The 22,963-nt window shown below is 73.7% G+C and carries 20 protein-coding genes; 3 read left to right on the top strand and 17 right to left on the bottom strand.

Translation table 11 applies throughout. The annotated features are described in order from the left end of the window. The first annotated feature begins 59 nt into the window (after positions 1 to 59). Positions 60 to 1,319 (top strand): AMP-binding protein, encoded by a 1,260-nt coding sequence (locus ET495_RS16965; RefSeq protein ID WP_129206099.1) that lies wholly within the window; start codon positions 60 to 62, stop codon positions 1,317 to 1,319. A gap of 76 nt (positions 1,320 to 1,395) precedes the next feature. Beyond that, a complete protein-coding gene (locus ET495_RS16960; RefSeq protein ID WP_129205753.1) occupies positions 1,396 to 2,001 on the top strand; it encodes a TetR/AcrR family transcriptional regulator in 606 nt (201 codons plus the stop codon). Positions 2,002 to 2,083: 82 nt separating this feature from the next. On the opposite strand, the gene paaZ is transcribed toward ET495_RS16960, so the two are convergent. From paaZ to ET495_RS16935, 5 genes are read right to left on the bottom strand one after another with little or no spacing between them, the layout of a single operon-like run. Then, entirely contained in the window at positions 2,084 to 4,180 is a 2,097-nt protein-coding gene (gene paaZ / locus ET495_RS16955; protein WP_129205752.1) for a phenylacetic acid degradation bifunctional protein PaaZ, read from the bottom strand. Further along, the gene (locus tag ET495_RS16950) at positions 4,177 to 4,536 is read right to left on the bottom strand and encodes a PaaI family thioesterase (RefSeq protein WP_129206098.1); all 360 of its coding nucleotides are present in this window, start codon (positions 4,534 to 4,536) and stop codon (positions 4,177 to 4,179) included. The genes paaZ and ET495_RS16950 overlap by 4 nt, the downstream gene beginning before the upstream one ends. A gap of 53 nt (positions 4,537 to 4,589) precedes the next feature. Beyond that, entirely contained in the window at positions 4,590 to 5,504 is a 915-nt protein-coding gene (locus tag ET495_RS16945) for a 3-hydroxyacyl-CoA dehydrogenase family protein (RefSeq protein ID WP_129205751.1), read from the bottom strand. Further along, entirely contained in the window at positions 5,501 to 6,283 is a 783-nt protein-coding gene (locus tag ET495_RS16940) for an enoyl-CoA hydratase/isomerase family protein (RefSeq protein ID WP_129205750.1), read from the bottom strand. The genes ET495_RS16945 and ET495_RS16940 overlap by 4 nt, the downstream gene beginning before the upstream one ends. Continuing rightward, positions 6,283 to 7,482: a thiolase family protein gene (locus tag ET495_RS16935; protein WP_129205749.1), complete on the bottom strand. Its 1,200-nt coding sequence runs from the start codon at positions 7,480 to 7,482 to the stop codon at positions 6,283 to 6,285. Before ET495_RS16935 ends, ET495_RS16940 begins: the two co-directional genes overlap by 1 nt. 386 nt (positions 7,483 to 7,868) lie before the next feature. On the opposite strand from ET495_RS16935, the gene ET495_RS16930 reads away from it, so the two are divergent. Then, positions 7,869 to 8,954, top strand: a complete 1,086-nt coding sequence (locus tag ET495_RS16930) for a helix-turn-helix domain-containing protein (RefSeq protein WP_211340874.1) — start codon at positions 7,869 to 7,871, stop codon at positions 8,952 to 8,954. Positions 8,955 to 8,966: 12 nt separating this feature from the next. On the opposite strand, the gene ET495_RS16925 is transcribed toward ET495_RS16930, so the two are convergent. From ET495_RS16925 to ngcE, 12 genes are all read right to left on the bottom strand, one after another. Then, positions 8,967 to 9,908, bottom strand: a complete 942-nt coding sequence (locus tag ET495_RS16925; RefSeq protein ID WP_129205747.1) for a hypothetical protein — start codon at positions 9,906 to 9,908, stop codon at positions 8,967 to 8,969. After that, positions 9,908 to 10,612 carry a signal peptidase I gene (locus ET495_RS16920; protein ID WP_129205746.1) on the bottom strand — a complete coding sequence of 235 codons (705 nt, stop codon included), beginning with the start codon at positions 10,610 to 10,612 and terminating at the stop codon, positions 9,908 to 9,910. Before ET495_RS16920 ends, ET495_RS16925 begins: the two co-directional genes overlap by 1 nt. Before the next feature lie 85 nt (positions 10,613 to 10,697). Next, a complete protein-coding gene (locus tag ET495_RS16915; protein WP_129205745.1) occupies positions 10,698 to 11,432 on the bottom strand; it encodes an alternate-type signal peptide domain-containing protein in 735 nt (244 codons plus the stop codon). 44 nt (positions 11,433 to 11,476) lie between these two features. Next, entirely contained in the window at positions 11,477 to 12,388 is a 912-nt protein-coding gene (locus ET495_RS16910; RefSeq protein ID WP_129205744.1) for a hypothetical protein, read from the bottom strand. Then, on the bottom strand, positions 12,385 to 13,044 hold the full coding sequence (locus ET495_RS16905; protein ID WP_129205743.1) for a SipW-dependent-type signal peptide-containing protein: 660 nt from the start codon (positions 13,042 to 13,044) through the stop codon (positions 12,385 to 12,387). The genes ET495_RS16910 and ET495_RS16905 overlap by 4 nt, the downstream gene beginning before the upstream one ends. Before the next feature lie 4 nt (positions 13,045 to 13,048). Continuing rightward, positions 13,049 to 14,539, bottom strand: coding sequence for a hypothetical protein (locus ET495_RS16900; RefSeq protein WP_129205742.1), 1,491 nt, complete (start codon positions 14,537 to 14,539; stop codon positions 13,049 to 13,051). 292 nt (positions 14,540 to 14,831) lie between these two features. Next, complete coding sequence (locus ET495_RS16895; protein ID WP_129205741.1) at positions 14,832 to 16,127, bottom strand: hypothetical protein; 1,296 nt, start codon at positions 16,125 to 16,127, stop codon at positions 14,832 to 14,834. 308 nt (positions 16,128 to 16,435) lie between these two features. Further along, positions 16,436 to 18,412, bottom strand: coding sequence for a DUF2264 domain-containing protein (locus ET495_RS16890; RefSeq protein WP_129205740.1), 1,977 nt, complete (start codon positions 18,410 to 18,412; stop codon positions 16,436 to 16,438). Continuing rightward, positions 18,390 to 19,727, bottom strand: coding sequence for an alpha-L-fucosidase (locus tag ET495_RS16885; protein WP_129205739.1), 1,338 nt, complete (start codon positions 19,725 to 19,727; stop codon positions 18,390 to 18,392). The genes ET495_RS16890 and ET495_RS16885 overlap by 23 nt, the downstream gene beginning before the upstream one ends. An 80-nt stretch (positions 19,728 to 19,807) precedes the next feature. Further along, entirely contained in the window at positions 19,808 to 20,650 is an 843-nt protein-coding gene (locus tag ET495_RS16880) for a carbohydrate ABC transporter permease (RefSeq protein ID WP_211340873.1), read from the bottom strand. Positions 20,651 to 20,660: 10 nt separating this feature from the next. After that, on the bottom strand, positions 20,661 to 21,569 hold the full coding sequence (locus ET495_RS16875; RefSeq protein ID WP_129205737.1) for a carbohydrate ABC transporter permease: 909 nt from the start codon (positions 21,567 to 21,569) through the stop codon (positions 20,661 to 20,663). 4 nt (positions 21,570 to 21,573) lie between these two features. After that, on the bottom strand, positions 21,574 to 22,959 hold the full coding sequence (gene ngcE, locus ET495_RS16870; RefSeq protein WP_162616523.1) for an N-acetylglucosamine/diacetylchitobiose ABC transporter substrate-binding protein: 1,386 nt from the start codon (positions 22,957 to 22,959) through the stop codon (positions 21,574 to 21,576). Between the last annotated feature and the right edge of the window lie 4 nt (positions 22,960 to 22,963).

Here is a 22,963-nt window from a genome sequence, read left to right as displayed (position 1 = left end):
TTCTCGGCACCGACGCCGCGCTGAGCGCGTACGAGACCGGCCTCGACGCCGAGGAGCTGATGTCACGCGAGCAGATCGAGGAGCTCCAGCTCCAGCGCCTCCAGGAGACCGTGGCGCGCGCCTACCACGCGGTGCCCCACTACCGGCAAGCGCTCGACGAGGCAGGCGTCCACCCGCGCGACATCCGCACCCTCGACGACGTCACGCTGCTGCCCTTCACCACCAAGGCGGACCTGCGCGCGAACTACCCGTTCGGCATGTTCGCCGTGCCGCGCGACCGCATCGCACGCATCCACGCGTCGTCCGGAACGACCGGCCTGCCGACCGTCGTCGGCTACACGCCCGACGACCTCGACACCTGGTCGGGGCTGGTGGCCCGCTCGCTGCGCGCGGCCGGCGTCAAGCCGGGCTGGCGCGTGCACAACGCCTACGGGTACGGGCTCTTCACGGGCGGGCTCGGCGCCCACTCCGGCATCGAGCGGCTCGGCGCCACCGTCATCCCCATGTCGGGCGGGCAGACGTCCAAGCAGGTCAAGCTCATCGGGGACTTCGAGCCCGAGGCCATCATGTGCACCCCCACCTACCTGCTGACCATCGCCGACGCGATGGAGAAGGCCGGAGTCGACCCGCGCTCGACCAGCCTCAAGGTCGCGATCTGCGGCGCCGAGCCGTGGACGGACGAGATGCGCAACGAGCTCGAGCAGCGCCTCGGCATCGACGCCGTCGACATCTACGGGCTCAGCGAGGTCATGGGGCCAGGCATCGCCTGCGAGAGCGTCGCGACCAAGGACGGCCCGCACATCTGGGAAGACCACTTCCTGCCCGAGGTCGTCGACAGCGAGACCGGCGAGCGCCTGCCCGACGGCGAGCTCGGCGAGCTCGTGTTCACCTCGCTGACCAAGGAGGCGTTCCCCGTCCTGCGCTACCGCACGCGCGACCTGACGCGCCTGCTGCCCGGCACGGACCGCCCGGGCATGCGCCGCATGGCGAAGATCACCGGACGCAACGACGACATGATCAACCTGCGCGGCGTCAACGTGTTCCCCACGCAGATCGAGGAGCTCGTGCTCGGCATCCCGGCGCTCACCGCGCACTTCGTGCTCGAGCTCACCACGTCCGGGCGCATGGACGCGCTCGCCGCCGTCGTCGAGCCGCAGCCCGGCCTGTCGGCCGAGACGGCACAGGCCGGGGCCGACGAGCTCGCCTTCCAGATCAAGGAGTTCGTGGGGTCGAGCGTCGCCGTGCGGCTCGCCGCGCCCGGCAGCCTGCCCCGCTCCGAGGGCAAGACGCAGCGGGTGCGCGACCTGCGCGAGGCCTGAGGTGCGGCCCGCGGTGGCGCACGCAGGCCGTGCCGCCGCCGCGGGCCCCACCGCGCGCACTGTCAGAATGTCCGCCATGGCACCACGCACGCCGGACCGGCCGACGCGCCGCGGACGCCCCGGATACGACCGCCGGGAGATCCTCGACGTCGCGGTCGACGCGTTCAACGAGCACGGCTACGACGCGACGTCCGTCGGTCTGCTGGCGGAGCGGCTCGGGCTGTCGAAGTCCGCGCTCTACCACCACTTCACCGCCAAGGAGCAGATCCTCGAGCTCGCCGTGGGCGAGGCGCTCGACGCGCTCGAGGCCGTGCTCGACGACCCGGCCGCCGCCCAGGGCGCGGCCGCGGACCAGCTCGAGCACGTGCTCAGCGGCGCCGTCCACGTGCTCGTCGAGAAGCTCCCGTACGTGACCCTTCTGCTGCGCGTGCGCGGCAACACCGAGGTCGAGCGGGCCGCGCTCGCACGCCGGCGCGCGTTCGACAACCGCGTGCAGCGGATCGTCGCCGCGGCGATCGAGGACGGCTCGCTGCGCTCCGACGTCGACCCGCACGTCGTCGAGCGGCTGCTGTTCGGGATGATCAACTCGATCGTCGAGTGGTACCGCCCCGACCGCTCCCAGTCGGCGCACGACCTTGCCCACGACGTCCTGGCCGTCGCCCTGGAGGGCCTGCGGGCCTGACCCGCACGGGCCGGACCCGTGCGGGCCGGACCTGTGCGGGCCGGACCTGTGCTGGCCGGACCCGCAGGCCGGCCCGACCGGGTCAGACCGGCGCGGGCACCTGGGCGCGGGTCTTGGCCACGAGAGTCAGCACGTCGTAGGCCGCCACCAGGGCGTCGTCCTGGTTGCGCAGCACCGCGTCCCAGCGCACCTCGCCGTAGTCCTCCGTCTCGCGCGGGGTGATCTGCTTGGCGGTGAGCTCGACGCGGATCGAGTCGCCGGGCGAGACGGGCGTCACGAACCGCAGGTTCTCCAGCCCCGAGTTCGCCAGCACCGGGCCGGGGGCCGCGTCGACGAACAGCCCCGCAGCCCACGACACGAGCAGGTACCCGTGTGCGACCCGGCCGGGGAAGAACGGGTTGGCGGCGGCCGCGTCGGCGTCCATGTGCGCGTAGAACGTGTCGCCGGTGAAGTGCGCGAACGTCTCGATGTCGGCGAGCGTCACGGTGCGCGACCCCGACACGACGCGGTCGCCGACCGCCAGCTCCGCGAGCGACTTGCGGAAGGGGTGCTCGCCGTCGTCCGTCGTCCCAGCGCCCGGGTGCCAGACGCCCGTGAGCGCGGTCAGCATGCGGGGCGAGCCCTGCACGGCGGTGCGCTGCATGTAGTGGTGGACGGCGCGCACGCCGCCCAGCTCCTCGCCGCCGCCGGCGCGGCCGGGGCCGCCGTGCACGAGGTGCGGCACGGGCGAGCCGTGCCCGGTCGACGTGCGGGCGTCGTCACGGTCGAGCAGCAGCACGCGCCCGTGGGCGGCGCCGATGCCGAGGGTGATCGCGACGGCGGCCTGCGGGTCGTCGGTCACGACGCTCGTCACGAGCGAGCCGCCGCCCCGGTTGACGAGGGCGATCGCCTCGGCCACGGTGCCGTAGCCGACGACGCTCGCGACCGGGCCGAACGCCTCGACCTCGTGCAGCGCCGGCGCGGTGCCGTCGGCGAAGCGCAGCACCAGCGGGGCGACGAACGCCCCGCCGGGCACGGTGCCCGTGGTGCCGTCGGCCCGGCGCACGCGCGGACCCTCGGCACCGGGCAGGGCGCCGACGACGATCTCGCCGCCGTCGGCGACGAGCCGTTCGACCTGGCGGCGCACCTCGGCGACCTGGTCGGTCGAGGCGAGCGGGCCCATGGTCACGCCCTCCGCGCGCGGGTCGCCGACCACCGTGGCGCCCAGGCGCTCGCGCAGCCGTTCGACGACGACGTCGACCAGCACGCCGGGCACCACGAGCCGGCGGATCGCGGTGCACTTCTGCCCGGCCTTGGTGGTGATCTCGGTGACGGCCTGGGCCACGAACGCCTCGAGCTCGGGCGTGCCGGGCAGCGCGTCGGGGCCGAGCACGCTCGCGTTGAGCGAGTCGGTCTCGGCGGTGAACCGCACGCCCGCCTCGGCGACGGCCGGGTGCGCGCGCAGCCGCCGCGCGGTCGAGGCGCTCCCGGTGAACGCGACCGCGTCCCCCAGCCGCAGGTGGTCGAGCAGGTCGCGCGCGGCGCCCGAGACGAGCTGCACGGTGCCGGCGGGCAGCAGCCCGGCGTCGGCGAGGATGCGCACCCACGCCTCGGTGAGCGGCGCGGTGGGCGTCGCGGGCTTGATGAGCGTGGGCACCCCGGCGAGGAACGCGGGCGCGAGCTTCTCCAGCGGCCCCCACACGGGGAAGTTGAAGGCGTTGATCTGCACCGCGACGCCGGGCAGCCGCGTGTACACGTGCCGGCCGAGGAACGAGCCGTCCTTCGACAGCACCTCGGCGGGACCGTCGAGGATGACGTTCGCGTTGGGCAGCTCGCGCCGCCCCTTGGACGAGTAGGTGAACAGGACGCCGATGCCGCCGTCGACGTCGACCGCCGAGTCGCGGCGCGTGGCGCCCGTGCGCGCCGACGCCTCGTACAGCTCGCCCTTGCGCGCGGTCAGCGCGAGCGCCATCTGCTTGAGCAGCAGGGCGCGCTGGTGCAGCGTCAGCGCGCCCAGGGACTCCTGGCCCACGGTGCGGGCGTGCTCGAGCGCGGCGGCGACGTCGAGCCCTGCGGCCGACACGCGCGCGACGGGCTCGCCCGTCGCCGCGTCGCGCACGACGGCCCCGCCCTCCGCGTCCTGCCGGGGGACCCACCAGGTGTCCTGGACGTACGAGGGGACGACGGGAACGGCGGTCATGAGGCCGGCTCCTTCTTGGTGACGATGAGGTTGGTGATGCGTGCGGTGGACAGGCGCCGCCCGTCGTCGGCCGTGAGGACGACCTCGTACGTCGCGAGCGTGCGCCCGCGGTGCAGCGCGGTGGCGACGCCGGTGACGTGACCCTCGCGCGCGGAGGAGTGGTGGGTGACGCTCAGGTCGACGCCGACGGCGGTGCGCCCCGGCCCCGCATGGATGACGGCGGCCCAGGAGCCGATCGCCTCGGCGAACGCGGCAGACGCACCGCCGTGCAACAGTCCGAACGACTGCCGGTTGCCCGCCACCGGCATGCGCGCAACGACTCTGTCGGCCGACTGTTCGAGGACCTCGACCCCCATCCGGGCGTCGAGCTCACCGAGCTCGATCGTCCAGGGGGCGTCCACCGTGGCCGTCACCGCAGGGCCCCCGCGCCGACGAGCCGGGAGACCTCGACGGGCACGCCGGCGCCGTCGTCGTCCCACGTGTAGAACCCGCGGCCGGTCTTGCGGCCCAGGTGCCCAGCGGCGACCAGCTCGCGCAGCAGCGCGGGCGGCGCGAACCGCGGCCCGAGCCGGCTCTCGAGGTACTCGGCGATCCCGAGGCGCACGTCCAGGCCCACCAGGTCGGTCAGCCGCAGCGGGCCGACGGGGTGCTTGTAGCCGAGCGTCATGGCGGCGTCGACGTCGGCGACGCCCGCCACGCCCTCCTCGACCATGCGGATGGCCTCGACGCCGATGGCGACGCCCAGGCGCGAGGACGCGAAGCCGGGGGCGTCGTTGACCACGATGGGCGTCTTGCGGACCGCCTCGACCCAGGCGCACGCGCGCTCGGTCGTCACCGCGGCCGTCGCGGCGCCCTGAACCACCTCGACCAGCGACGACGCCGGCACGGGGTTGAAGAAGTGCATGCCCACGAACGCCGCGGGGCGCCGCAGCAGCCCGGCGAGCAGGTCGATCGAGATCGACGACGTGTTGCTCGCGAGCACGGCGCCCGGGCCGATGGCGTCCTCGACGCGGCGCAGCGCGTCGGTCTTGAGGTCGACGTCCTCGGGGACGGCCTCGACGACGAGCCCGGCCGGCGCGAACGCGGCCACGTCCGTGCGGGTCTCGAGCCGGTCCATCAGAGCCGTCTCGTCTTCGTGCGTGGTGCCGCGCGCCACGGACAGCGCCACGGCGCGGGCCACGCGGGCGCGACCGGCGTCGGCTGCCGCGTCGTCGCGGTCCACGATCGTGACCGCGGAGCCGGCGAGCAGGAAGGCGTGCGCGATGCCGGAGCCCATGCGCCCCGCACCCAGGACGCCGACGTGTGCTGGGACGCTTCCGTTCATCGGTTGGACCTCCGTTCCAGGAACGCCGTCATGCGGCGGTGCTTCTCTGCGCTGTCGAAGAGCTCGGCCTGGAGGCGCAGGTCGATCCCCGGGTGCAGCTCGTCGGGGGCATCGAGGGCTTCCTTCATGTGACGCGTGGCGAGCGGGTCGTTGGCTGCGATGCGGTCGGCGACGGCGTGCGCGGCCGCGAGCAGCTCCGCGGCCGGGTGCAGCGCGCTGACGAGGCCGATCGCGAGCGCCTCGGACGCCTCGACGATGCGCCCGGTCAGCAGCAGCTCGGCGGCACGGGCCTGGCCGACGATCCGGGGCAGCCGCCAGCTCGCGCCGGCGGCCGCGATGATGCCGAGCCCCGTCTCGGGGTTGCCCATCTTGAGCGTGGGGGCGCCGAGGCGGATGTCGGCCGCGTAGGCCAGCTCGGCGCCGCCGCCGAGGGCGTAGCCGTCGATGGCCGCGATGACGGGCATCGGGAGGGCGTGGATGCGTTCGAAGACGTGGGTGTTGATGCCTGCGAGGGCGTCGGCGCCGGTGCGTTCGCGCAGCTCGGCGATGTCCGCCCCGGCGGCGAACACGCCGCCTGCGCCGGTGAGGACGAGCGTGCGCGGCTCGGCCTCCAGCTCGGCGCACAGCGCGTGCAGCGCGTCGACCGTGGCCTGGTCGATGGCGTTGCGCACCTCGGGCCGGTCGAGCGTCGCGACGACGCGGTCCTTGCGCCGTTCGACCCTCAGGGGCTTGCGTGCCGGCGCGGTGCCGGGGGTGTTCTCGGTGAGCGTGGCGGTCATCAGACGCGCTCCACGATCGTCGCGGTGCCCTGCCCGACGCCGACGCACATGGTCGCGAGCCCGAGCCGGGCGTCCTCGCGCTCCATGCGGCCCAGCAGGGTGACCAGCAGCCGTGCGCCGCTGGATCCGAGCGGGTGCCCGAGGGCGATGGCCCCGCCGACGGCGTTGACCCGCTCGGGGTCGAGCCCGAGCTCGTGCATGCAGGCGAGGGACTGCGTCGCGAACGCCTCGTTGAGCTCGACGGCTCCCAGGTCGCCGATGTCCAGGCCCGTGCGGGCGAGCACCTTGCGCGTGGCGGGGATGGGGCCCAGGCCCATGACCTCGGGGGCGACGCCGGCCGACGCCGCGGCGACCAGCCGCGCGCGCGGCACCAGGCCGTACCGTTCGACGGCGGCGGCGCTCGCCACGATCAGCGCCGAGGCGCCGTCGTTGAGCGGGCTGGAGTTGCCGGCGGTGACGACGCTGCCCCCGGGCACGACGGGGCGCAGCGCGGCGAGCCGCTCGCGCGTGGTGTCGCGGCGCAGTGTCTCGTCGGCGGCGACCAGGCCCGTGCGCGTCTCGACGGGCACGATCTCGGCGTCGAAGTGGCCGGCGTCGACGGCCTGGGCGGCGCGCTGCTGGCTGAGGCAGGCGAACTCGTCGGCCTGCGCGCGGGTGATCCCCGCGACGCGGGCGACCTCCTCGGCCGTCTCGGGCATGGAGAAGGTGGCCTTCTCACGGGCGAGCAGGCGCGGGTTGGGGAACCGCCAGCCGATCGAGGTGTCGAACTGCGCGCCCGGGCGGGCGAACGCCTTCTCGGGCTTGGCCTGTACCCAGGGAGCGCGCGTCATGGACTCGACGCCGCCGGCCACGACGAGGTCGGCGTCGCCGGCCCGCACGGCCTGGGCGGCCATCGCGACGGCCGACATGCCGGAGGCGCACAGGCGGTTGACCGTGATGCCGGGGACGGAGTCGGGCAGCCCGGCCAGCAGGACCGCCATGCGCGCGACGTTGCGGTTGTCCTCCCCCGCCTGGTTCGCGGCACCGAGGATGACCTCGTCGACGACGTCGTGGCCGAGCGTCGCGGGGTCGAGCCCGGCGCGGCTGAGGGCCTCGCCGACGACGAGCGCCGCGAGGTCGTCTGGACGGACGCTCGCGAGCGCCCCTCCGTACCGGCCGACGGGTGTTCGCACACCCGAGACGAGAAATGCCTCTGCCATCCCAGCTCCTGACCTCGTCGTCGCTCGCGCGCGGCCGCCCGTACGGGGACTCCTCACCCGAATAAGTGACCGACCGTTCAGGCGGTAATCGTGCCACAACGCGCGCGCTCGAGGCAACGGGGTGTCAGCAACAGCCGGAAGCGTCCGCCCCTTGGACTCCGGAGGGCATGTGATCTTCCTCACTGGGAAACGATGTCCGCGCATCCCCGCACGTCACGCGCACGCACGAACGTCCAGTCCGGACACGGACGGTTCGCACGGCGCCAGAATGTCGTACGCACGCCGCCAGAAGTGCGGTCGCGCGCTACACGACACGGTCTTGCTCACGCGGTGTCATCGGCACGAAGGCGGTCCGTCGCGGACCCAACGATGGGCGCATGTCATCGATGACCGAACCTCGTGCGCTCGCGCCGGCGACCGTGTCCGCCCACGCCCGCGAGCGCGACCGGGTCTCCTGCCCGTCGGTCTTCGCGAGCACACAGCCCGGCGGCCGCCGCATGGTCCGCACGCTCGTGGGCACGAAGGGCATGGCTGCCCTGGGCGCGAAGCCAGCACGCCGGGCCGACGCCCTGCGGTTCAAAGGCCGCGTCGTGTGCGCGAGATATGGCCCGATCGACATCGGGCTGACTCAGTTCACACCGCACACGCACTCCACCCCGGGCGACAACTTCGGGCACAACCACCCGGTCTCGCGCCTGAGCATCACGCTCGACGGCACGCAGACGGTCACGGTCGACGGCCAGGAGTACCTCATGACACCCGGCTCGGGGTTCCTGCTGCCGGGCGACATGCCTGCGACGTTCCACGCCTCGACCGTCGCGGCGCGTATGCATATCGATATCGCTGCCGACCACCCTGGGTTCATGCCGCTCCTGGAGCACGCCCGCTGCGGCCACTGGCCGCCCAAGACGCCGCTGCTCCTCGCCTTGAGCGCCTTCGTCGGCAGCCTCCTGCAACGCAACGACAGCACCCAGACGTGGGCGGACAGGGCGTCCATCCGCAGCACGCTCGAGGCCATGGTGTGCGCCACCATCTCCACCGCTCCGCCCTTCCTCAACGGCGTCGAGCAGGTGCTCGGCCACCGCCAGCAGGCGCTGCAGTACATCCGCACCCACCACACCGACCCCTCGCTGACGCCCGCCACCGTGGCCAGCGGTCTGGGCATGTCGGTACGCACCCTCCAGCGTGCCTTCGCCGACGACAAGAGCGTGTCGCAGTGGATCGCCTCGTTCCGCCTCGAGAGCGGGCTCGCGCTCCTGCGCGACCCGCAGTTCGCGGAGATGACTCTGCCCGAGATCGCCGCTCGCGTCGGGTTCGGGTCCACGGTCGCGCTGCGCCGCGGCGTGCTGGCCGCGACGGGCCTGCCGCCGTCGACGTACCGGGAACGGCACGTCGGGGCGGCGCTCCACGCGCGCGACACCGGCGCGCTCGCGGGCATGTACCTGCCACCCGCGCACGCCGAGCGGTCGTAGGTCCGGCGCGGGCTACCCGCTCCGGCGGCGCGACGCGGCGACCAGCACCCGCCCGAGCCCCACCAGGACGAGCGCCACGACAACCAGGTCTGCGACGGCCGCACCCGTCCGGGGCAGCACGCCCGGCGCCGGGACCGAGGAGGTGTCTGCGCCGAGACGCACGAGCACCCGGAACGCCATGCCGTCCGCCGGGTCGTCGCCCGTGTCGCGGCCCGCGGTCTCGTCGGCCCTCATCCGGACTCCGACCGTGACGGGCACCGTCGCGGCCCGCGGCACGCGTACCGCCGCGACGACGGTGGAACCGCCCGGAGCGTCCCGGAGCCTGTCCATCGACAGCGCACCGTGGACCTCCGCGACATCCCAGTACAGCTCGGCGCGCGCGGCGAGCACCTCGTCGGCGCGCGTCAGGCTCTGGTCGTCGAACAGGATCCGGACCGTCATGACGGCGTCCGCCGGGCCGCCGTTGCCCACCGCAAGCGTCCGGTGCACGTCGTCGCCGGGCGTGAGGACGCGGTCCCCGACAAAAGACGCCTCGGCGGTCGCATAGGCGCGCCCCCGCCAGTCGAGGTGCATCGTGGGGCCGTCCCACCGCGCCCGGAGCGCCTGCGCCCAGCCGTCCTGAGCCCAGCCGTCCTGCGCCCAGCCGTCCTGCGCCGGGTCGCCGGGCACCGATGCGGGCGGCAACGGCCCCGACCCACCGGCGGTGCCCTCTGATCCCCCGCTCACGGCTGCTGCGCCGGCGGTCGGGTTCCCGGGGCCGGGCGCGGCGCGGATGGTCAGCGGCGCCGCGCCGGCGCACCCCAGCGTCGGCCTCCCCGCCACGGCGAGAACCACGAGCGCCACGAACGCCAGCGCGACCGCCCACGCCAGGGCTCGCCTGCGGCGAGACGGGCTTCCCGTGCGCACGGTCGACGCCACGCCTCCCCACGGGACGGCACGTGTGCGGCCGGCCATCAGGGCCGCTCCGGGAGCACATGCTCAGCGGGGCGGCCGCCGGACCGGCCACCGGGCCGAGCGATCCCGAGCTCGGCCTCCCGGAGCGCGACCCGGCGCTCCCGCGCGGCGAGCCCGCTCTCCCGGAGCAGGTCGGCGTCGTGCGCGGTCTGGGTCTGCACGACGACACGCGTGCGCGACGGACGCAGCCCGCTCCACACGAGCGCGACGACCACCCACGCGGCAAGGGCCGCCAGGACCACGTCGGTGTTCTGTAGCGCCCACTGGCGGGCCAGCCCGACCCGGGGGAACCGGTACAGGAACCTGCCCCGCACCTGTGCGGGGGACACGGGATCGTCGGCGGCGGTGTTGTCGTCCCCCTGCGTGACAAGCCGGCAGGAGGTGCCGTCGTCGAACGCTCCGACCGTCACGCCGACGACGCGGTGCGTCACCAGAGCGGGATCCTCAGGACGGGGGAAGTACGTCACGATGTCACCGATACCGACGTCAGTGCAGACGTCGTCCTCGCTCACGCCACGTACGACGATGACGTCGCCCGGCGAGAACGTCGGCTCCATCGAGCCGGTCAGCACCGTCAGGCTCGCGCCACCCGTCACCCTCGGGATCACGCTGAGGAGGACGACGACGGCAACGAGCGCGATGGACACGGCAAACGTGACTGCCGCGCCGACGATGCGCCACGCCACGTCGCGCCTGCGCAGCATGCTCCACCCCCTTCGGTCCTGAGCGACCGCCGGGCACCCCGGCCCGCAGACCGGGCCGAGGCGCCGCCGGCGGCTCACTCGGCGTTCAGTTGCCGACGCCGGGCGTGCGGATCTGCGTCAGGGTCACCTCCAGGTCGGTCAGCGCGTCCTTCCTACCTGGAGCCTCGGGCGTGCCGTTCTCATCGAACGTGTCGAAGACGACCACCGTGAAAGTCTCGGTTCCGTCCACCGCACGGGTCGGGATGCCTTCGCCGCCAGCCACGCCCTGGCCGAGCCCTTTCGCCTGGAGCGTGGCCAGGACCCCGCCTGCCGGCACCTTCGCCTCCTGGGCGATCGCTGTTCCCTTCCCGTCGTAGACGGCGTAGGTGTACTCGCCGGGGATGACCTTGTCCTGGCCGAACACCTCCGAGCTGAGCGCCAGGGTGGCGACCAGGTTGTCGCCCTTCAGGGTGACTACGACGGGCAGGACTGCGGCCACCTTGTCGCCGGGGACCATCAGCCACGTCTCCGGGGAGATCTTCTGGCCCTTGACGACCGGATTGCTCAACCCGGCGATTGCTTCGGTGTAGTTCCGGTCGGCCGAGACATCGTAGAAGGAGGACGCTTCCGCGCTCAGCGACAAGTCGCCCGCCGTGATCGTGCCCCCGTCCAACCCGACCGATTGCGACCACAGGGCGAAGGTGCCGCCGCCGAGCAGGGCGACTGCGAGCGCGGCGCCTCCTGCGAGCCAGATCGCGCCCCCGCGGCGCCTCCTGACTTCCGTCACGAGGACGAGCGAGGCGTCGGTGGTGTTGGTGGTGTTGGTGGTGTTGGTGCTCATGGTGTGGGTTTCCTTTCGGTGGTCCCCGGGAGGGGCGTGCTGGGTCAGTTCTGGCCGGGGTGGATGACGGCCGGGTCGAGCGTGATGCGCACGTCCGGCTCGCTTCCCGGGTCGGGGTAGACGGCGGCACCCCACTCGTCTGCGTCGCGGGCGATCGTGCCGTCCGCGACGCCCTGCGCGAGCACCGTGTTGCGGTAGTCGCCCAGCGGGGGCTGAGACGACGGGAAGGCCACGGCCGCATGCCACGAGTCGACGGACACGCGGGTCGTTCCCTTGGCAGCATCCGTCCCTGTCGCCGTCACCTCGTTGGCGTACAGGCCGTCGGGCCGGTCGATGGCGGCGATCGCGACGCACCACACCTGCGTGGTGCCCTCGCCGGCCCGTGCGCCCGGTTCCTGGAGCAGGTGCGCGTCCCCGTCGACGACGTAGACGTTCTGCGGCACCTGCCCCGCGGCGGGCTGAGCCGTCTGGGGGACCCACGAGCAGCCGCCCGATCCTGAGGCGGGGTAGACCTTGAAGGTCGAGTACCGCAGGAGCGTCCCGTCCCGGCCCGACCCGGACGACAGGTCGTGGGTGGTGCCGACCGCGTCGACCTGCGCGGCGACGGAGACGTCGTAGACCAGCCCGGCGGCGCCGTCGGCCCAGCCGGTCACGTCGAAGCTCCAGATCACCGGCGCCAGGTCGTTGCCCGTCCGCCCGAGGACCTGCGCGATCGTGGATCCCGGGACCAGGACCGCCACCGCGCCTCCGTCGACGGAATAGCGGAGGGTCGTCGCGTCGTCCGCATCGCGCGGCTCGGCGGCGAACGAGACCCCGCCGACCTGGAACGCCGGGACGGTGACGGCAGCATCGAGCGACCACAGCGCGTGCGCCGCCGTCACGGCGGCGCACGTCACCGCTGCGGCGACAGCGGCCGCGGCGCCCGCGCGAACCCCACGTCGTGCCGTCGGCGTCATCCCGCGGCACCTCCTCGGCGCACCTGGTCGAGGTGCACCACGAAGTCACCGGACGACCACTCCCCCGGGTACCCCTCCGTGTCGGGCGTGACCCACCGGTTGTCGCCGAGCACGCGCACGGTCACGACGACGCGCCAGCTCGTCGTCACGCCCTCGCTCCCGCCCCGCAGCCCGGGGACGGCCACGGTCGCCCCGGCGTCGGCGTCACCCGAGGTGGGAGCGACCGGGTTGCCGTCGGCGTCCTCGACGTGGAAGGACACGGCGGCACGGCCTGCGGCGACGTCATCGGCGACGGCTCCGGCGTACTCGACGCGCAGGGCACCCTCAAGGTTGTCGCCCTGCAGGTACGTCTCGACGTCGAGCCGGATCGCGTACACGTCGCCAGGCATCGACACGACCCCGGGGTTCGTGTCCGCGAGCGGCTGCCCGGCGGTCGCGCCCGAACCCGGCGGGACCTGCTGCCAGAGCGCCCCCACGACGCGCAGGTCGAGGTCGCCCGCGCTCACCACCACGTCCGGCAACGAGCCCTCGCTCGACCACGCCGCAAGCGTGCCGCCAGCAGCCAGCACGCTCGCCACCGCGGCGGCGGCGAACGGGCTCGTCACGACGAGCAGCGTGCGCGACCGCCCGGCCCTCGGCCGGGTCCGGGTTGCCATTCCGTCACTCCCCCGTCGGGGCGTTGCCGCCGACCGTGGTGTCTCTGGGGACCAGCCGAGCGCAGGCGAACAGCGACTTGGGCTCGTCGACGTGGACCACGGGGATCTGCCCGATGACCCCGCCGTCGCCGAGCCGCGCGTCGGAGTCGGTCACGGTGACCTCCGTGACGTCGGTCGCCCACTCACCGGCCGTCTCGTTGGTGACCGTGTACACGAAGCACACGGTCTGCTGGTCCGCGAGCCGCGACCCGGCCGGCACCCGGACGCCAGTCGCCCGGATCCCCTCGACCGAGGTGTCGTCGAGCGGAGTGCCGTCCGGGCGCTCCACCCACGCCTCCTTCACGACCCTCAGGTTCGGGTCGTGCATGAACAGGGCGACCCGCAGCGCCGGCACCAGGAGCCCGTCGTAGGCCGGGTCGTCGGAGGCCACGGTGTGGACGACGGTCGCCGGAGTGTTCGCCGCGACGTCACCGATCGCGACCCGGACCGTCACCGGCTCGCTGCTGGTCCCCGCCACGGGGATCACCGGCGCGCCCGTGCTGAGCCGCACCTCCGGGGTGCCCGCCGGCTGGTCCACCGTCGCCGTGAACCGCAGGTCCGCCGTCGGCGACGGCGCACCCGCGATCAGGGTCAGCGAGTAGTCCTTGCCGATCGGGTCACCGGCGACCACCCGGAGCCGGGGTGGCGTGACGGTCACCGGGTTGACGAAGGTCACCGTGCTGTCGGTCGCCGCCGTGGCGCCCGACGCCGCCGGAGCCGGGTTGCGCAGGCCCGAGTCCTGCGAGACGACGGCGTCGGCGTCGATGCTCACCGAGACCCGTGCCGTGTCGTTCGCGCGGACGACGACCTCGAACCTCGTGTCGCCCGTCCCCGGGACCGGCGTGACGGAGACGACGGTGGCGACGGGCAGCGTCCCGTCGAGCGTGCTCACACCGGCCGGCACGCCGTCCGCCCCGGTCGAGGTCGCGGTCGCGGCCGTCACGTGCACGTCACCGGGCTCGAACGAGTCCGGCACCAGCGCCATGCTCGAGGTGACCGTGAACCTGAGGTCGCGGGCCAGCGTCTCCTCCGGCTGCGTCTCGGCCTGCATGATCGTCAACACCGGGGCGCACTGCCCGGTGATCGTCGCGACGCGGCTGTACTGCGACGATGCGGGTGTGACCCCTGCCGACGCGTCGTGCGTCTGCACGCGCAGCCCACCGCTCACCCGGCCGGTGACCGGGTCCACGGGTCCCGGCACGGTGATCCGCCCGGTCGTGCCCCCGTCGACGGCCTCGAAGGTCAGGCGAGGGTCGCCCGCGACCGGCAGCGCGACGTCGATCGTCTGGCGCTCGTTCGTGCCGTTGAGCGGGTAGGTGCCGAGGAACACCTCGGCGTTGGTGGTCGCCGTCCAGTACACGTCGAGCGTGGTGCTGGCGGCCGGGGGCATCCTTCCCGTGGTCGACGCGTTCGCGGCGGCGTCGGTCGGCGGGGCCACCTCGAGGGGACGCTGCACGCGACCGCGTTCACCGGGCCGGTCTGCGTGTTGTCCTTGGAGCGAGCGGTCGGGAACCAGGTGTTGAGCTTGCCGTTGCTCGACGGGTAGAGGTTGTTGAGGATGTTCTGGTGGTAGACCGCGTCGCCCTCGTTCTCCTCGAGCACGGTGTTCGCGAGCGTGAGCGAGCCGGGGCCGGCCCGGTTGCCCGTGACGAACACCGCTCCGGTGTCCCACAGCCGCATCATCGAGCGTGAGGTGCCGCTTGCGAGCCCGTCGAAGAAGTTGTCACGAATGGTCAGCCGTGAGGCGGTCACCTTGGCGGCAGCGCTCCCGGCCGGCAGCCACGTGATCGCCTGCGGCCCGAGCTTGCCCGGGCTGGCCGCGAAGTAGTTGTGCTCCACCGTCGAGATGCCCTTGAGCGTCCCCCGATCCCGGGGAACCGGATCACGCCGCTGTTAATGCCGCCCTCGACCGCGGTCCTCAGCCCGGAGAACGCGTTGTGGTCGATCCTGATGCCGTCGATCACCGCCATGGAGGAGGTCGAGTGGGTGTTCATCTCGATGAGCGCGCTCGCGTCGGCACCTGACATCTGGCAGTCCTCGAACGTGTTGCCGGAGATGACGGTGTCGGTCAGCTTCGCTCGGCCCATGTCGATGCCGGCGTGCCAGTTTTCGCCACGCTGGTTGAGGCCGCGGACGACGTTGTTCGAGAAGGTGAACCTCGTCGCCTGCTGCCCGACCGCCGAGTTGAAGTTGACCGCCGGGGCGGTGCACCCGGCCGCGGTCGAGGTGTCGCAGCGAGCGCCGGGAGTCGCCACGGTGAACGTGTTGCCGTCCACGAGCAGGTCCATCACGGGCGAGACGGTGGCTCCGTCCACCATCACCCACCCCTGCGTGGGGGCGTCGGCCGCGGTCCCGAGCGAGCCGTACCCCGAGACCTGGTAGCCGCGCAACGTCACGTTGCTCGCCCCGCCGCGCACGACCAGGAACCGCTTCGCATCGGTGTTGGGGGTCGTCACCGAACCGTCGGTGATCGACACGCGGGTCGCCTGCGGGCCGACGTAGAAGGTGGTCTGCGACGAGTAGGTGTCGTCCACGCCCCGGACCGTGATGTCCGGTCCGTTGAGGTAGAACACCGCCGCGGACGCCGACTCGGCGGTCGTCGGCGCCGCGTCCTGGAGCTTGATCCGGTGGCCGAGGTCGATGGTCACCGGCTGGGTGACGACGAGGTACGCGCCGGCGTCCCCGGTGACCGTGGCCCCGCTCGACGGGCTCGTGGTGAGCATTCGCGTGCCGACGGCGTTGTCGAGCGGGATCACACCCCCTGCGAACGAGGGGTGGACGGTGATCGTCACGTCACCGGGCGCGCCCTTGAGGGCGTTGGCCTCCTCGATCGCGGCGCGAAGCGTGCAGGTGCCCACGGTCGACTCGCAGAATCCGTCGGTCAGGTTGCCCGCCGCGGGCTCCAGCCCGAGCGAGTCGACCGGCAGGACATAGCCCGTCGCCGACGCCACCTCGACGGCGACGACGACCGGCACGACCGCGAGCGCGGCAACCGCCGCGAGTGCCGCAGCCCGGCGCAGGCCACCACCGCGTCGAGGGCGCACGTGCTGAGCCCCCGCTCTTTCCGCCCGTTTCCCTGATCGCATGGTGGCCCCCTGCCCTCATGTGCTGCGGACGGCCCTGGCACTGCCGCGCTCGCACAGAGATCATCGGGACCCGAACGGGACGCTCTCCACGAGGCGTCGCAAATCGACTCAGCGGCAGTGGTCCGCGTGCGCGCGGGCAACGGAGCGTCTACGCAGGTCGGCCGGGTGTCGGTCGGCTCCGCACGCCCCCGTGGGCCCGTGAACCTCGCCCCGTCCCGTCGCGTCCTGACCAGCCGTCGGACGATCGTTTCGCCGCGCGGCGCGCGTCACGCCGCGCCGTCGGCGGGCAGAGCCACGCGGTGCGCGACACCGTCGGGCCAGCAGACGTCCACGGCACCGGCCGTCACCGTGGCCCGGCACCGTCGCCGCGGGGGCCTCGTCCCGGTGAGCGTGACGAGCGCCCCGCACCAGGAGCCGACGGTGACGGGACGTTCGAGCACCGGGACGAACGAGCGCCGCGCGAGCGGGCTGGCATCGGCGACGGTGACGACGTCGCCGATGCCGCCCACCTCGACGCTCGCGATCGCCGAGGTCAGTGCGCCGCACGTCACGACGGCGCTGCCTGCGTCGACCCGCACCTCGACGGGCCGCGGAGCACCGTCGTCGACGGTGTCACCCGGCAGCGCCCAGCCGCCGACGTGCAGCCGCAGGTCGTGCGCCGCGACGCCGTCGGCCATCGACGCGACCCGCACGAGGCGCAGCTCCCAGGGGCCGCGCAGCACCGAGACCACCTCCAGGCGGCCGGCGGGCACCGCCGTGCCCGCACGCCCGTCACCGAGGTCGATGGGCGGGGTGACGACGTCGCGCATCCAGTGCGCGTCGGTCACCGAGCTCGCCATCGCGAACCCGTCGCCCACGACGGTTCTCCGCGGCGTCATCGGCGTGCGGTGGGTCGTACGGCCCTGCTGGTCGACGAGCGCGACCGCCTGGTCGACGGGTGTGACCCACGCGTCCTCGTCGAGCAGCGGTGACGTCGCCGTCGAATAGCCGAGACGGGCGTACAGGGGCGAGTCGCCCGTCGGCACGCCGGGCGTCGCGTGGTCGGTGCCGTGGTTGGCGACCCGCACAAGACCGTCGGCGCGCGTCGTCGCCACGGCCCAGCCCGCCGGCGCGACGGCGAACGCCTGGTCGGACAGGTCGACGGGCAACGGCTCGGCGTGGGCCGCCCAGACGGGGTGGCCGGCCGGGAGCGCGATGCCGAGCAGCCCCTTGACCGCCCAGTACGGCGACGACGGCCCCGAGTAGCCCTGGGCCAGCGGACGCCACTGACGGTGCCAGCCGAGCGTCAGCAGGTCGCCCGCCTCGGGGACGCCGTGACCGAGGAAGTGCCCGACCGTCCGCCCGGCCGCCTGCCGCAGCACGCCCGGCGTCGTCGAGGGGACCTCGGCGAGCACCCCGGCCCAGAAGGGCGCGGCGGCCGCGAACCGGTACACGAGGCTGCGACCCTGGACGAGCGGGCCCCCGTCGCCGCCGACGAGCCGCACCGCGTCGAGCAGGTAGCGGTCGAGGCGGTCCCGGTGCGTGGCCGACCGGCCCCCGGCCAGCGTGTCGGCCCCGGCCATGCGCGACCACAGGACGGGGTACAGGTGCATCGCCCAGCCCGCGTAGTGGTCGAACGCCCGCCGCGGGCCGTCCGAGTACCAGCCGTCCCCGCGGTAGAACGACTCGTAGCGGGCGAGGTCGGACTCGACGTCGTCGGGCGACCACGGGCCGCCCACCGACCGCAGGAAGGTCTGCACCACCACGCGGAACCAGAGCCAGTTGTTGTCGGGGTAGGCGGTGTCGCCCACGACGGGCGACAGGTACTCGACCACCTGCTCGCGCGTGCGCTCCGACAACCGGTCCCACACCCACGGGCGGCACAGGTCGAGCACGAGCGCGATGGACGCGGCCTCGACCTTGGCCTGCGGGTGCTCGGTCAGGCGGACCCAGCGCTCGTGCGCCGGGGCGGCGGGGTCGACGCCCGCGGCGATGCCGTCGGCGTAGCGCTGGGCGAGGTCGTCACGCGCGCCGCCGGGGTCGCCCGCGATGCGGAACCCGGCGAGCAGGAACGTCCGGGCGAAGCCCTCCAGCCCGTCGACCGCCGTGCCGTACGCGCCCGCCGGGCCGGGCAGCGTCAGACGCGCGTAGCCCGGCGACGCGTAGGCGCGCGCACCCGTCAGGAGGCGGTCGGCGAACCCCGTCCACTCCTCGCGCGTCCAGGCGCTCGCGCGCCGCGGGTCACGGGCGGGCTGCCACACCATCGCGTCCCTCTCCCGCCGGTCCGCTCGCCTCGGGCTGCAGGGTCAGCTCGATCACCGGGATCAGGTCGTCCGGGCGCCGCACCGGCAGCGTCAGGGTCAGGGTGCCCGGCGGCGGGGCCGCCGGGTTGAGGTTCGATCCCTCCGGGCGCTCGGGGGCGGCGTCGATCTCGACCTGCGACCCGTCCGCGAGCAGTCGGGCGAAGCTCACCCTGCCGCTCAGGCCGGGCAGGTAGAGCGTCTTGAACGGCCAGGCCAGCACGTGCGCGTACAGCCGGTCCCTGCGCTGGGTGTAGACGACGCCCGACGGCGCCTCGAACGCGGCCGGGCCCGCACCGTAGATCGCCCCGGCGTTGCGCCGCACCCACCGGCCGACGGCGCGCAGCAGGTCGGCGTGCCGCTCCAGCACCTCACCGCGCGCCGTCGGGCCCACGTTGAGCAGCAGGTTGCCGCCCAGCGAGACCGTCTCGGCGAGCATGCGTGCGATCAGCTCGGGGCTCTTGTCGTCCAGGTTGTCGCGGTCGTAGCCCCAGGCCCCGTTGACGGTCTGGCACGCCTCCCACAGCACGGGCACACCGTCGACCTCGATCGGTCGCACCGGCTGGTACTGCTCGGGCGTGGCGACGTCGGCCGGCAGCCCGAACCTGTCGTTGACCACCATGTGCGGCTGCAGCTCGCGGCACATGGCCAGCAGCCCTGCCGAGTCCCAGTCCGCGGGCGACTTGCCGCGCAGCCCGTGGCGCACCCCCGGCTGGGTGAAGTCGACGAACAGGTAGTCGATGGGCCCGTACCGGGTCAGCAGCTCGCACAGCTGGGCGCGCATGTACGCCCGGAACCGGCCCATGTCGCGCACCGCGTTGAGGCCGGCGACGTCGGGGTGGTCTCGCAGGGGGTGCGACCAGTCGACGGTGTAGTCGGGGTGCGACCAGTCGAGCAGCGAGAAGTAGATCCCGACGCGCAGCCCCTCGGCGCGCAGCGCGTCGACGTGCTCGCGCACCAGGTCGCGCCCGCGCGTGCGCATCAGGTTGTCGTCCGTCGTCTCGGTGTCCCACAGGCAGAAGCCCTCGTGGTGCTTGGCGGTCAGGACGACGTAGCGCTGGCCGGCGTCGCGCGCGAGGCGTGCGATCGCGCGCGCGTCGTACAGGTCGGGGTCGAAGTGGTCGGCATAGCGGCGGTAGGTCGCGTCGTCGATGTGCTCGGCGTACTTGACCCACTCCTGGCGGCCCGCGACGGCGTAGGTGCCGTAGTGGACGAACATCCCGAAGTGGTCGTGGCGGAACCAGGCGGTCCGCTCGTCCGCGGTCAGCGGGTCGGTCACGGGTGGGTCTCCTTGTCGGGAAGGGGCTGGACTGGGCAGAACAGGGCAGGACGGCGACAGGTCGGGCGGGAACACGGCGCTCACCGGAGCGCTCCGAGCGACAGGCCGCGCAGCCGGCGGTGCAGCAGGACGTAGACGACCAGCACGGGCGCCATCGTCAGGACGAGCCCGGCGAACAGCGCGGAGTAGTCCGCCGCGTACCCCTGCGTGACGGCGAGCGAGGCCAGGCCCTGAGCCAGCACGTACCGCTCGGGGTCGGGGTTGAGCACGAGCGGCAGCAGGTAGCCGTTCCACAGCCCGAGGAAGTCGAAGACCGCGACGCTCGCCAGACCCGGCAGCGCCATGGGCAGCATGACCCGGAAGAACGCTCCCGCGTGCCCGCAGCCGTCGAGCAGCGCCGCCTCGGCGACCGAGCCGGGCAGCGTGCTGAAGAACCCGGTCAGGAAGAACACCGTGAACGGCAGACCGTAGGCGGCCAGCACGAGGATCAGCCCGGCCTGCGTGCCCAGCAGCCCCAGCGCGTCGACGACGACGAACAGCGGCACGATCGCCAGGAACACGGGAAAGACCATCCCGGCGAGGAACACGGTCCGCACCGTCCGGTTGAGCCGGAACGAGAACCGGGCCAGCACGTACGCGGCCATGGCCCCCAGCGCGAGCGTGAGCGCCAGCGCGCCGCCGACGACCACGACGGTGTTGGCGAAGAACCGCCCGATCCCGGCCTCGCGCCATGCCCGCACGTAGTTGTCCCACCGTGGGGCCGCGGGCAGCGACCAGGGCGAGGCGAAGATCTCGGCGTCGGACTTGAGCGAGCCGACCACGCTCCAGGCCACGGGGAACGCCGCGAGCGCCGCCCAGCCCGCGAGCGCCAGGTGGGCGGCGCCCTGCCCGGCGACGCGTCGGTGGCGGGTGGGTGCGCTCACGGCCGTCACCTCAGTACTCGACGCGTTCGCGGCGCGTGACCCGGAACGTCACGAGCGCGAACGCGAGCGTCAGGACCGTGAGCGCGACCCCGATCGTCGCGCTGTAGCCGAACCGGCCGGCGCTGAACGCGAGGCGCTGCATGTAGGTGGCGACCACCTCGGTCGAGCCGGACGGTCCGCCGTCGGGCGTGAGGATCGCGACGGCGACGAACATGTCGAGCGCGAGCATCCCGAGGAACACCCCCACGGCCCGGACGGTCCGCACCGTCATGGGCAGCAGGATCGACCGCACGACGCGCACCCGCCCGGCGCCGTCGAGCTGGGCCGCTTCGAGGCACTCGGCGGGCACGGCCCCGAACGCCGCGAGCAGCAGCAGGTAGGCGAAGCCCACCTGGCCCCAGACGAGCACCGCGAGCACCGCCCAGCGCGCCGTGCCGGGCTCCCCGAGCCAGGCGTGCGCCCAGCCGCCCAGGCCGGCCCGTTCGAGCAGGCCGTTGAGCAGCCCGATCCTCGGGGTGAGCACGAACTGCCACAGCACCAGGCTCATGACGAGCGGCAGCACGTGGGGCATCACGAAGACGGCGCGGTACAGGCCGGCGCCGGCGACGGGGCCGAGGCGCCCGCCCGGCCCGCCGGCCACCGCCGTGAGCGCGGCGAGGAGCACGGCGATGCCGAGCGTCACGGGCGGCAGGACGGCGAGGAACACCGCGTTGTGCCCCAGCGCGGCCCAGAACCGCTCGTCGCGCAGCAGCTCGGCGTAGTTGGCGAGCCCGACGAACCGGCGCTCGCCGCCGTACCCGCCCCAGTCGGTGAAGGACACGACGACGCCCTGGGCGTACGGGTACAGCACGAACACCCCGTAGAGCGCCAGCGCGGGGGCGAGGAACAGGGCGACGAATCGCGTGCGGGCGTGCCTCATGCGGTCACCGCCGCGTGTGCTTCGTGATCGCGTCGTCGGCCGCGACGTCGTCGGCGGTCTCCTGGAGGGTCGTGGCGGCCTCCTGGGCCGTGACCCGGCCGGCGAGCACGTCGCCGAGCGTCGCGAACACCTGGGTGCGCAGCGGCTCGTACCAGGTGCGGAACCACGCTCGCAGCTGCGGTTGCGCGCCCGCGTCGATGGCCTCGGTGACCGTCCGCAGCGCCGGCAGGTCGGCGTCGCCGGTCGTGCCGCGCACGACGGTGGGCACGCCGGTGCGCCGCGTGAAGTCGGCCGCGGCCTCCCGGGAGAGCATCGCGCGCAGGAACTCCATCGCCCCGGCGGGGTTGGCGGCCCGGGCGGGCACGACGAACGGCTCGCCGGGCACGACGGTGAGCGCGGCGGCGTCGAGCGCGGCGTCGTCGTCGAGCAGCGGCACGGGCGCGATCGCCATCTCGAAGCCCGCCGGCGTGACGTGGCGCATCTCGTTCTCGAGCCACGACCCGGCCGGGTAGAACAGCGCCTCGCCGCGCACGAACGCGGTCTGTGCCTGGGTGTGGTCGAGCCCCTCGCAGCCGTCCAGGACGAGGCCCCGCGTGCGCAGCCCGGCGAGCGCGTCGAACGCCGCGACGACGGCGGGGGCCCGCCATGCTCCCGGCTCCAGGTTGTCGAGCGCCTCCAGCGCGCCGAGGCCTGCCTGCTTGCCGACGAGGGCGACGAACACGTCGGCGAGGTAGCTCATGGCCTGGCCCGGGTAGGCGAGCAGCGCGATGCCCTCGGCCTTCGCCTGCTCGCCCAGGGCCAGGAGCTCGTCCCACGTGGTCGGCACGGTCCAGCCGTGCCGGTCGAACAGCGACCGCGAGTACCACAGCCCGTAGGCGGTGTTGACGTATCGCAGCTCGAGCAGCGTGCCGTCGTGCGTGCCGGCCTGCACGACGCCGTCGACCAGGGTCTCGCCGACCGTCACGGCCGGGTCGTCGAACGACGGCGCCGCGAGCAGCGGCGCCAGGTCGGTGAGCTGGCCGGCGTCGGCGAGCGTGGTGACCTCGAGCGGCCTGCCGGAGTTGTCGACCAGGTCGGGCGGGTTGCCGGCCACGAACCGGGGCTGGAGCTGGGTCGCGATCTCCTGCACCGCGGACACGTCGACCCGCGATCCGGGCAGGCCGCGGTGGTACAGGTCGACGACCGTGTCGGTGTACTCGGCTCCGTAGCCGCCGTCGAAGACGTACACCTCGAGGTCTGCGCCCGCCGGCGCGCCGAACGGGCCGACGACGTCACCGGTCGGGTCGCCGCCGGGTCCGGTCTCCCCGGGCGCGCAGGCGGCCGGGGCGGCGCCCAGCGCGAGCACGACGGCGAGGGCCAGGCGCGGGCGAAGGAGCACTCGTCGTGGCACCGCG

Origin of the sequence: Xylanimonas allomyrinae (assembly GCF_004135345.1) — a bacterium.
Classification (GTDB): Bacteria; Actinomycetota; Actinomycetes; order Actinomycetales; family Cellulomonadaceae; genus Xylanimonas; species Xylanimonas allomyrinae.
Note: the sequence above shows the minus strand (reverse complement) of the source record. Positions and strands in the feature narration are given on the sequence as shown.

Excerpts from the sequence above, each read along its gene's own strand:
- ET495_RS16960 (WP_129205753.1), top strand. The coding sequence starts at position 1,396 with ATGGCACCACGCACGCCGGACCGGCCGACGCGCCGCGGACGCCCCGGA.
- ET495_RS16925 (WP_129205747.1), bottom strand. The coding sequence starts at position 9,908 with ATGGCCGGCCGCACACGTGCCGTCCCGTGGGGAGGCGTGGCGTCGACC.
- ET495_RS16945 (WP_129205751.1), bottom strand. The coding sequence starts at position 5,504 with ATGAACGGAAGCGTCCCAGCACACGTCGGCGTCCTGGGTGCGGGGCGC.
- ET495_RS16905 (WP_129205743.1), bottom strand. The coding sequence starts at position 13,044 with ATGGCAACCCGGACCCGGCCGAGGGCCGGGCGGTCGCGCACGCTGCTC.
- ET495_RS16910 (WP_129205744.1), bottom strand. The coding sequence starts at position 12,388 with ATGACGCCGACGGCACGACGTGGGGTTCGCGCGGGCGCCGCGGCCGCT.
- ET495_RS16930 (WP_211340874.1), top strand. The coding sequence starts at position 7,869 with ATGACCGAACCTCGTGCGCTCGCGCCGGCGACCGTGTCCGCCCACGCC.
- ET495_RS16920 (WP_129205746.1), bottom strand. The coding sequence starts at position 10,612 with ATGCTGCGCAGGCGCGACGTGGCGTGGCGCATCGTCGGCGCGGCAGTC.
- ET495_RS16950 (WP_129206098.1), bottom strand. The coding sequence starts at position 4,536 with ATGGGGGTCGAGGTCCTCGAACAGTCGGCCGACAGAGTCGTTGCGCGC.
- ET495_RS16965 (WP_129206099.1), top strand. The coding sequence starts at position 60 with ATGTCACGCGAGCAGATCGAGGAGCTCCAGCTCCAGCGCCTCCAGGAG.
- ET495_RS16935 (WP_129205749.1), bottom strand. The coding sequence starts at position 7,482 with ATGGCAGAGGCATTTCTCGTCTCGGGTGTGCGAACACCCGTCGGCCGG.
- ET495_RS16915 (WP_129205745.1), bottom strand. The coding sequence starts at position 11,432 with ATGAGCACCAACACCACCAACACCACCAACACCACCGACGCCTCGCTC.
- ET495_RS16940 (WP_129205750.1), bottom strand. The coding sequence starts at position 6,283 with ATGACCGCCACGCTCACCGAGAACACCCCCGGCACCGCGCCGGCACGC.
- ET495_RS16875 (WP_129205737.1), bottom strand. The coding sequence starts at position 21,569 with ATGAGGCACGCCCGCACGCGATTCGTCGCCCTGTTCCTCGCCCCCGCG.
- paaZ (WP_129205752.1), bottom strand. The coding sequence starts at position 4,180 with ATGACCGCCGTTCCCGTCGTCCCCTCGTACGTCCAGGACACCTGGTGG.
- ET495_RS16890 (WP_129205740.1), bottom strand. The coding sequence starts at position 18,412 with ATGGTGTGGCAGCCCGCCCGTGACCCGCGGCGCGCGAGCGCCTGGACG.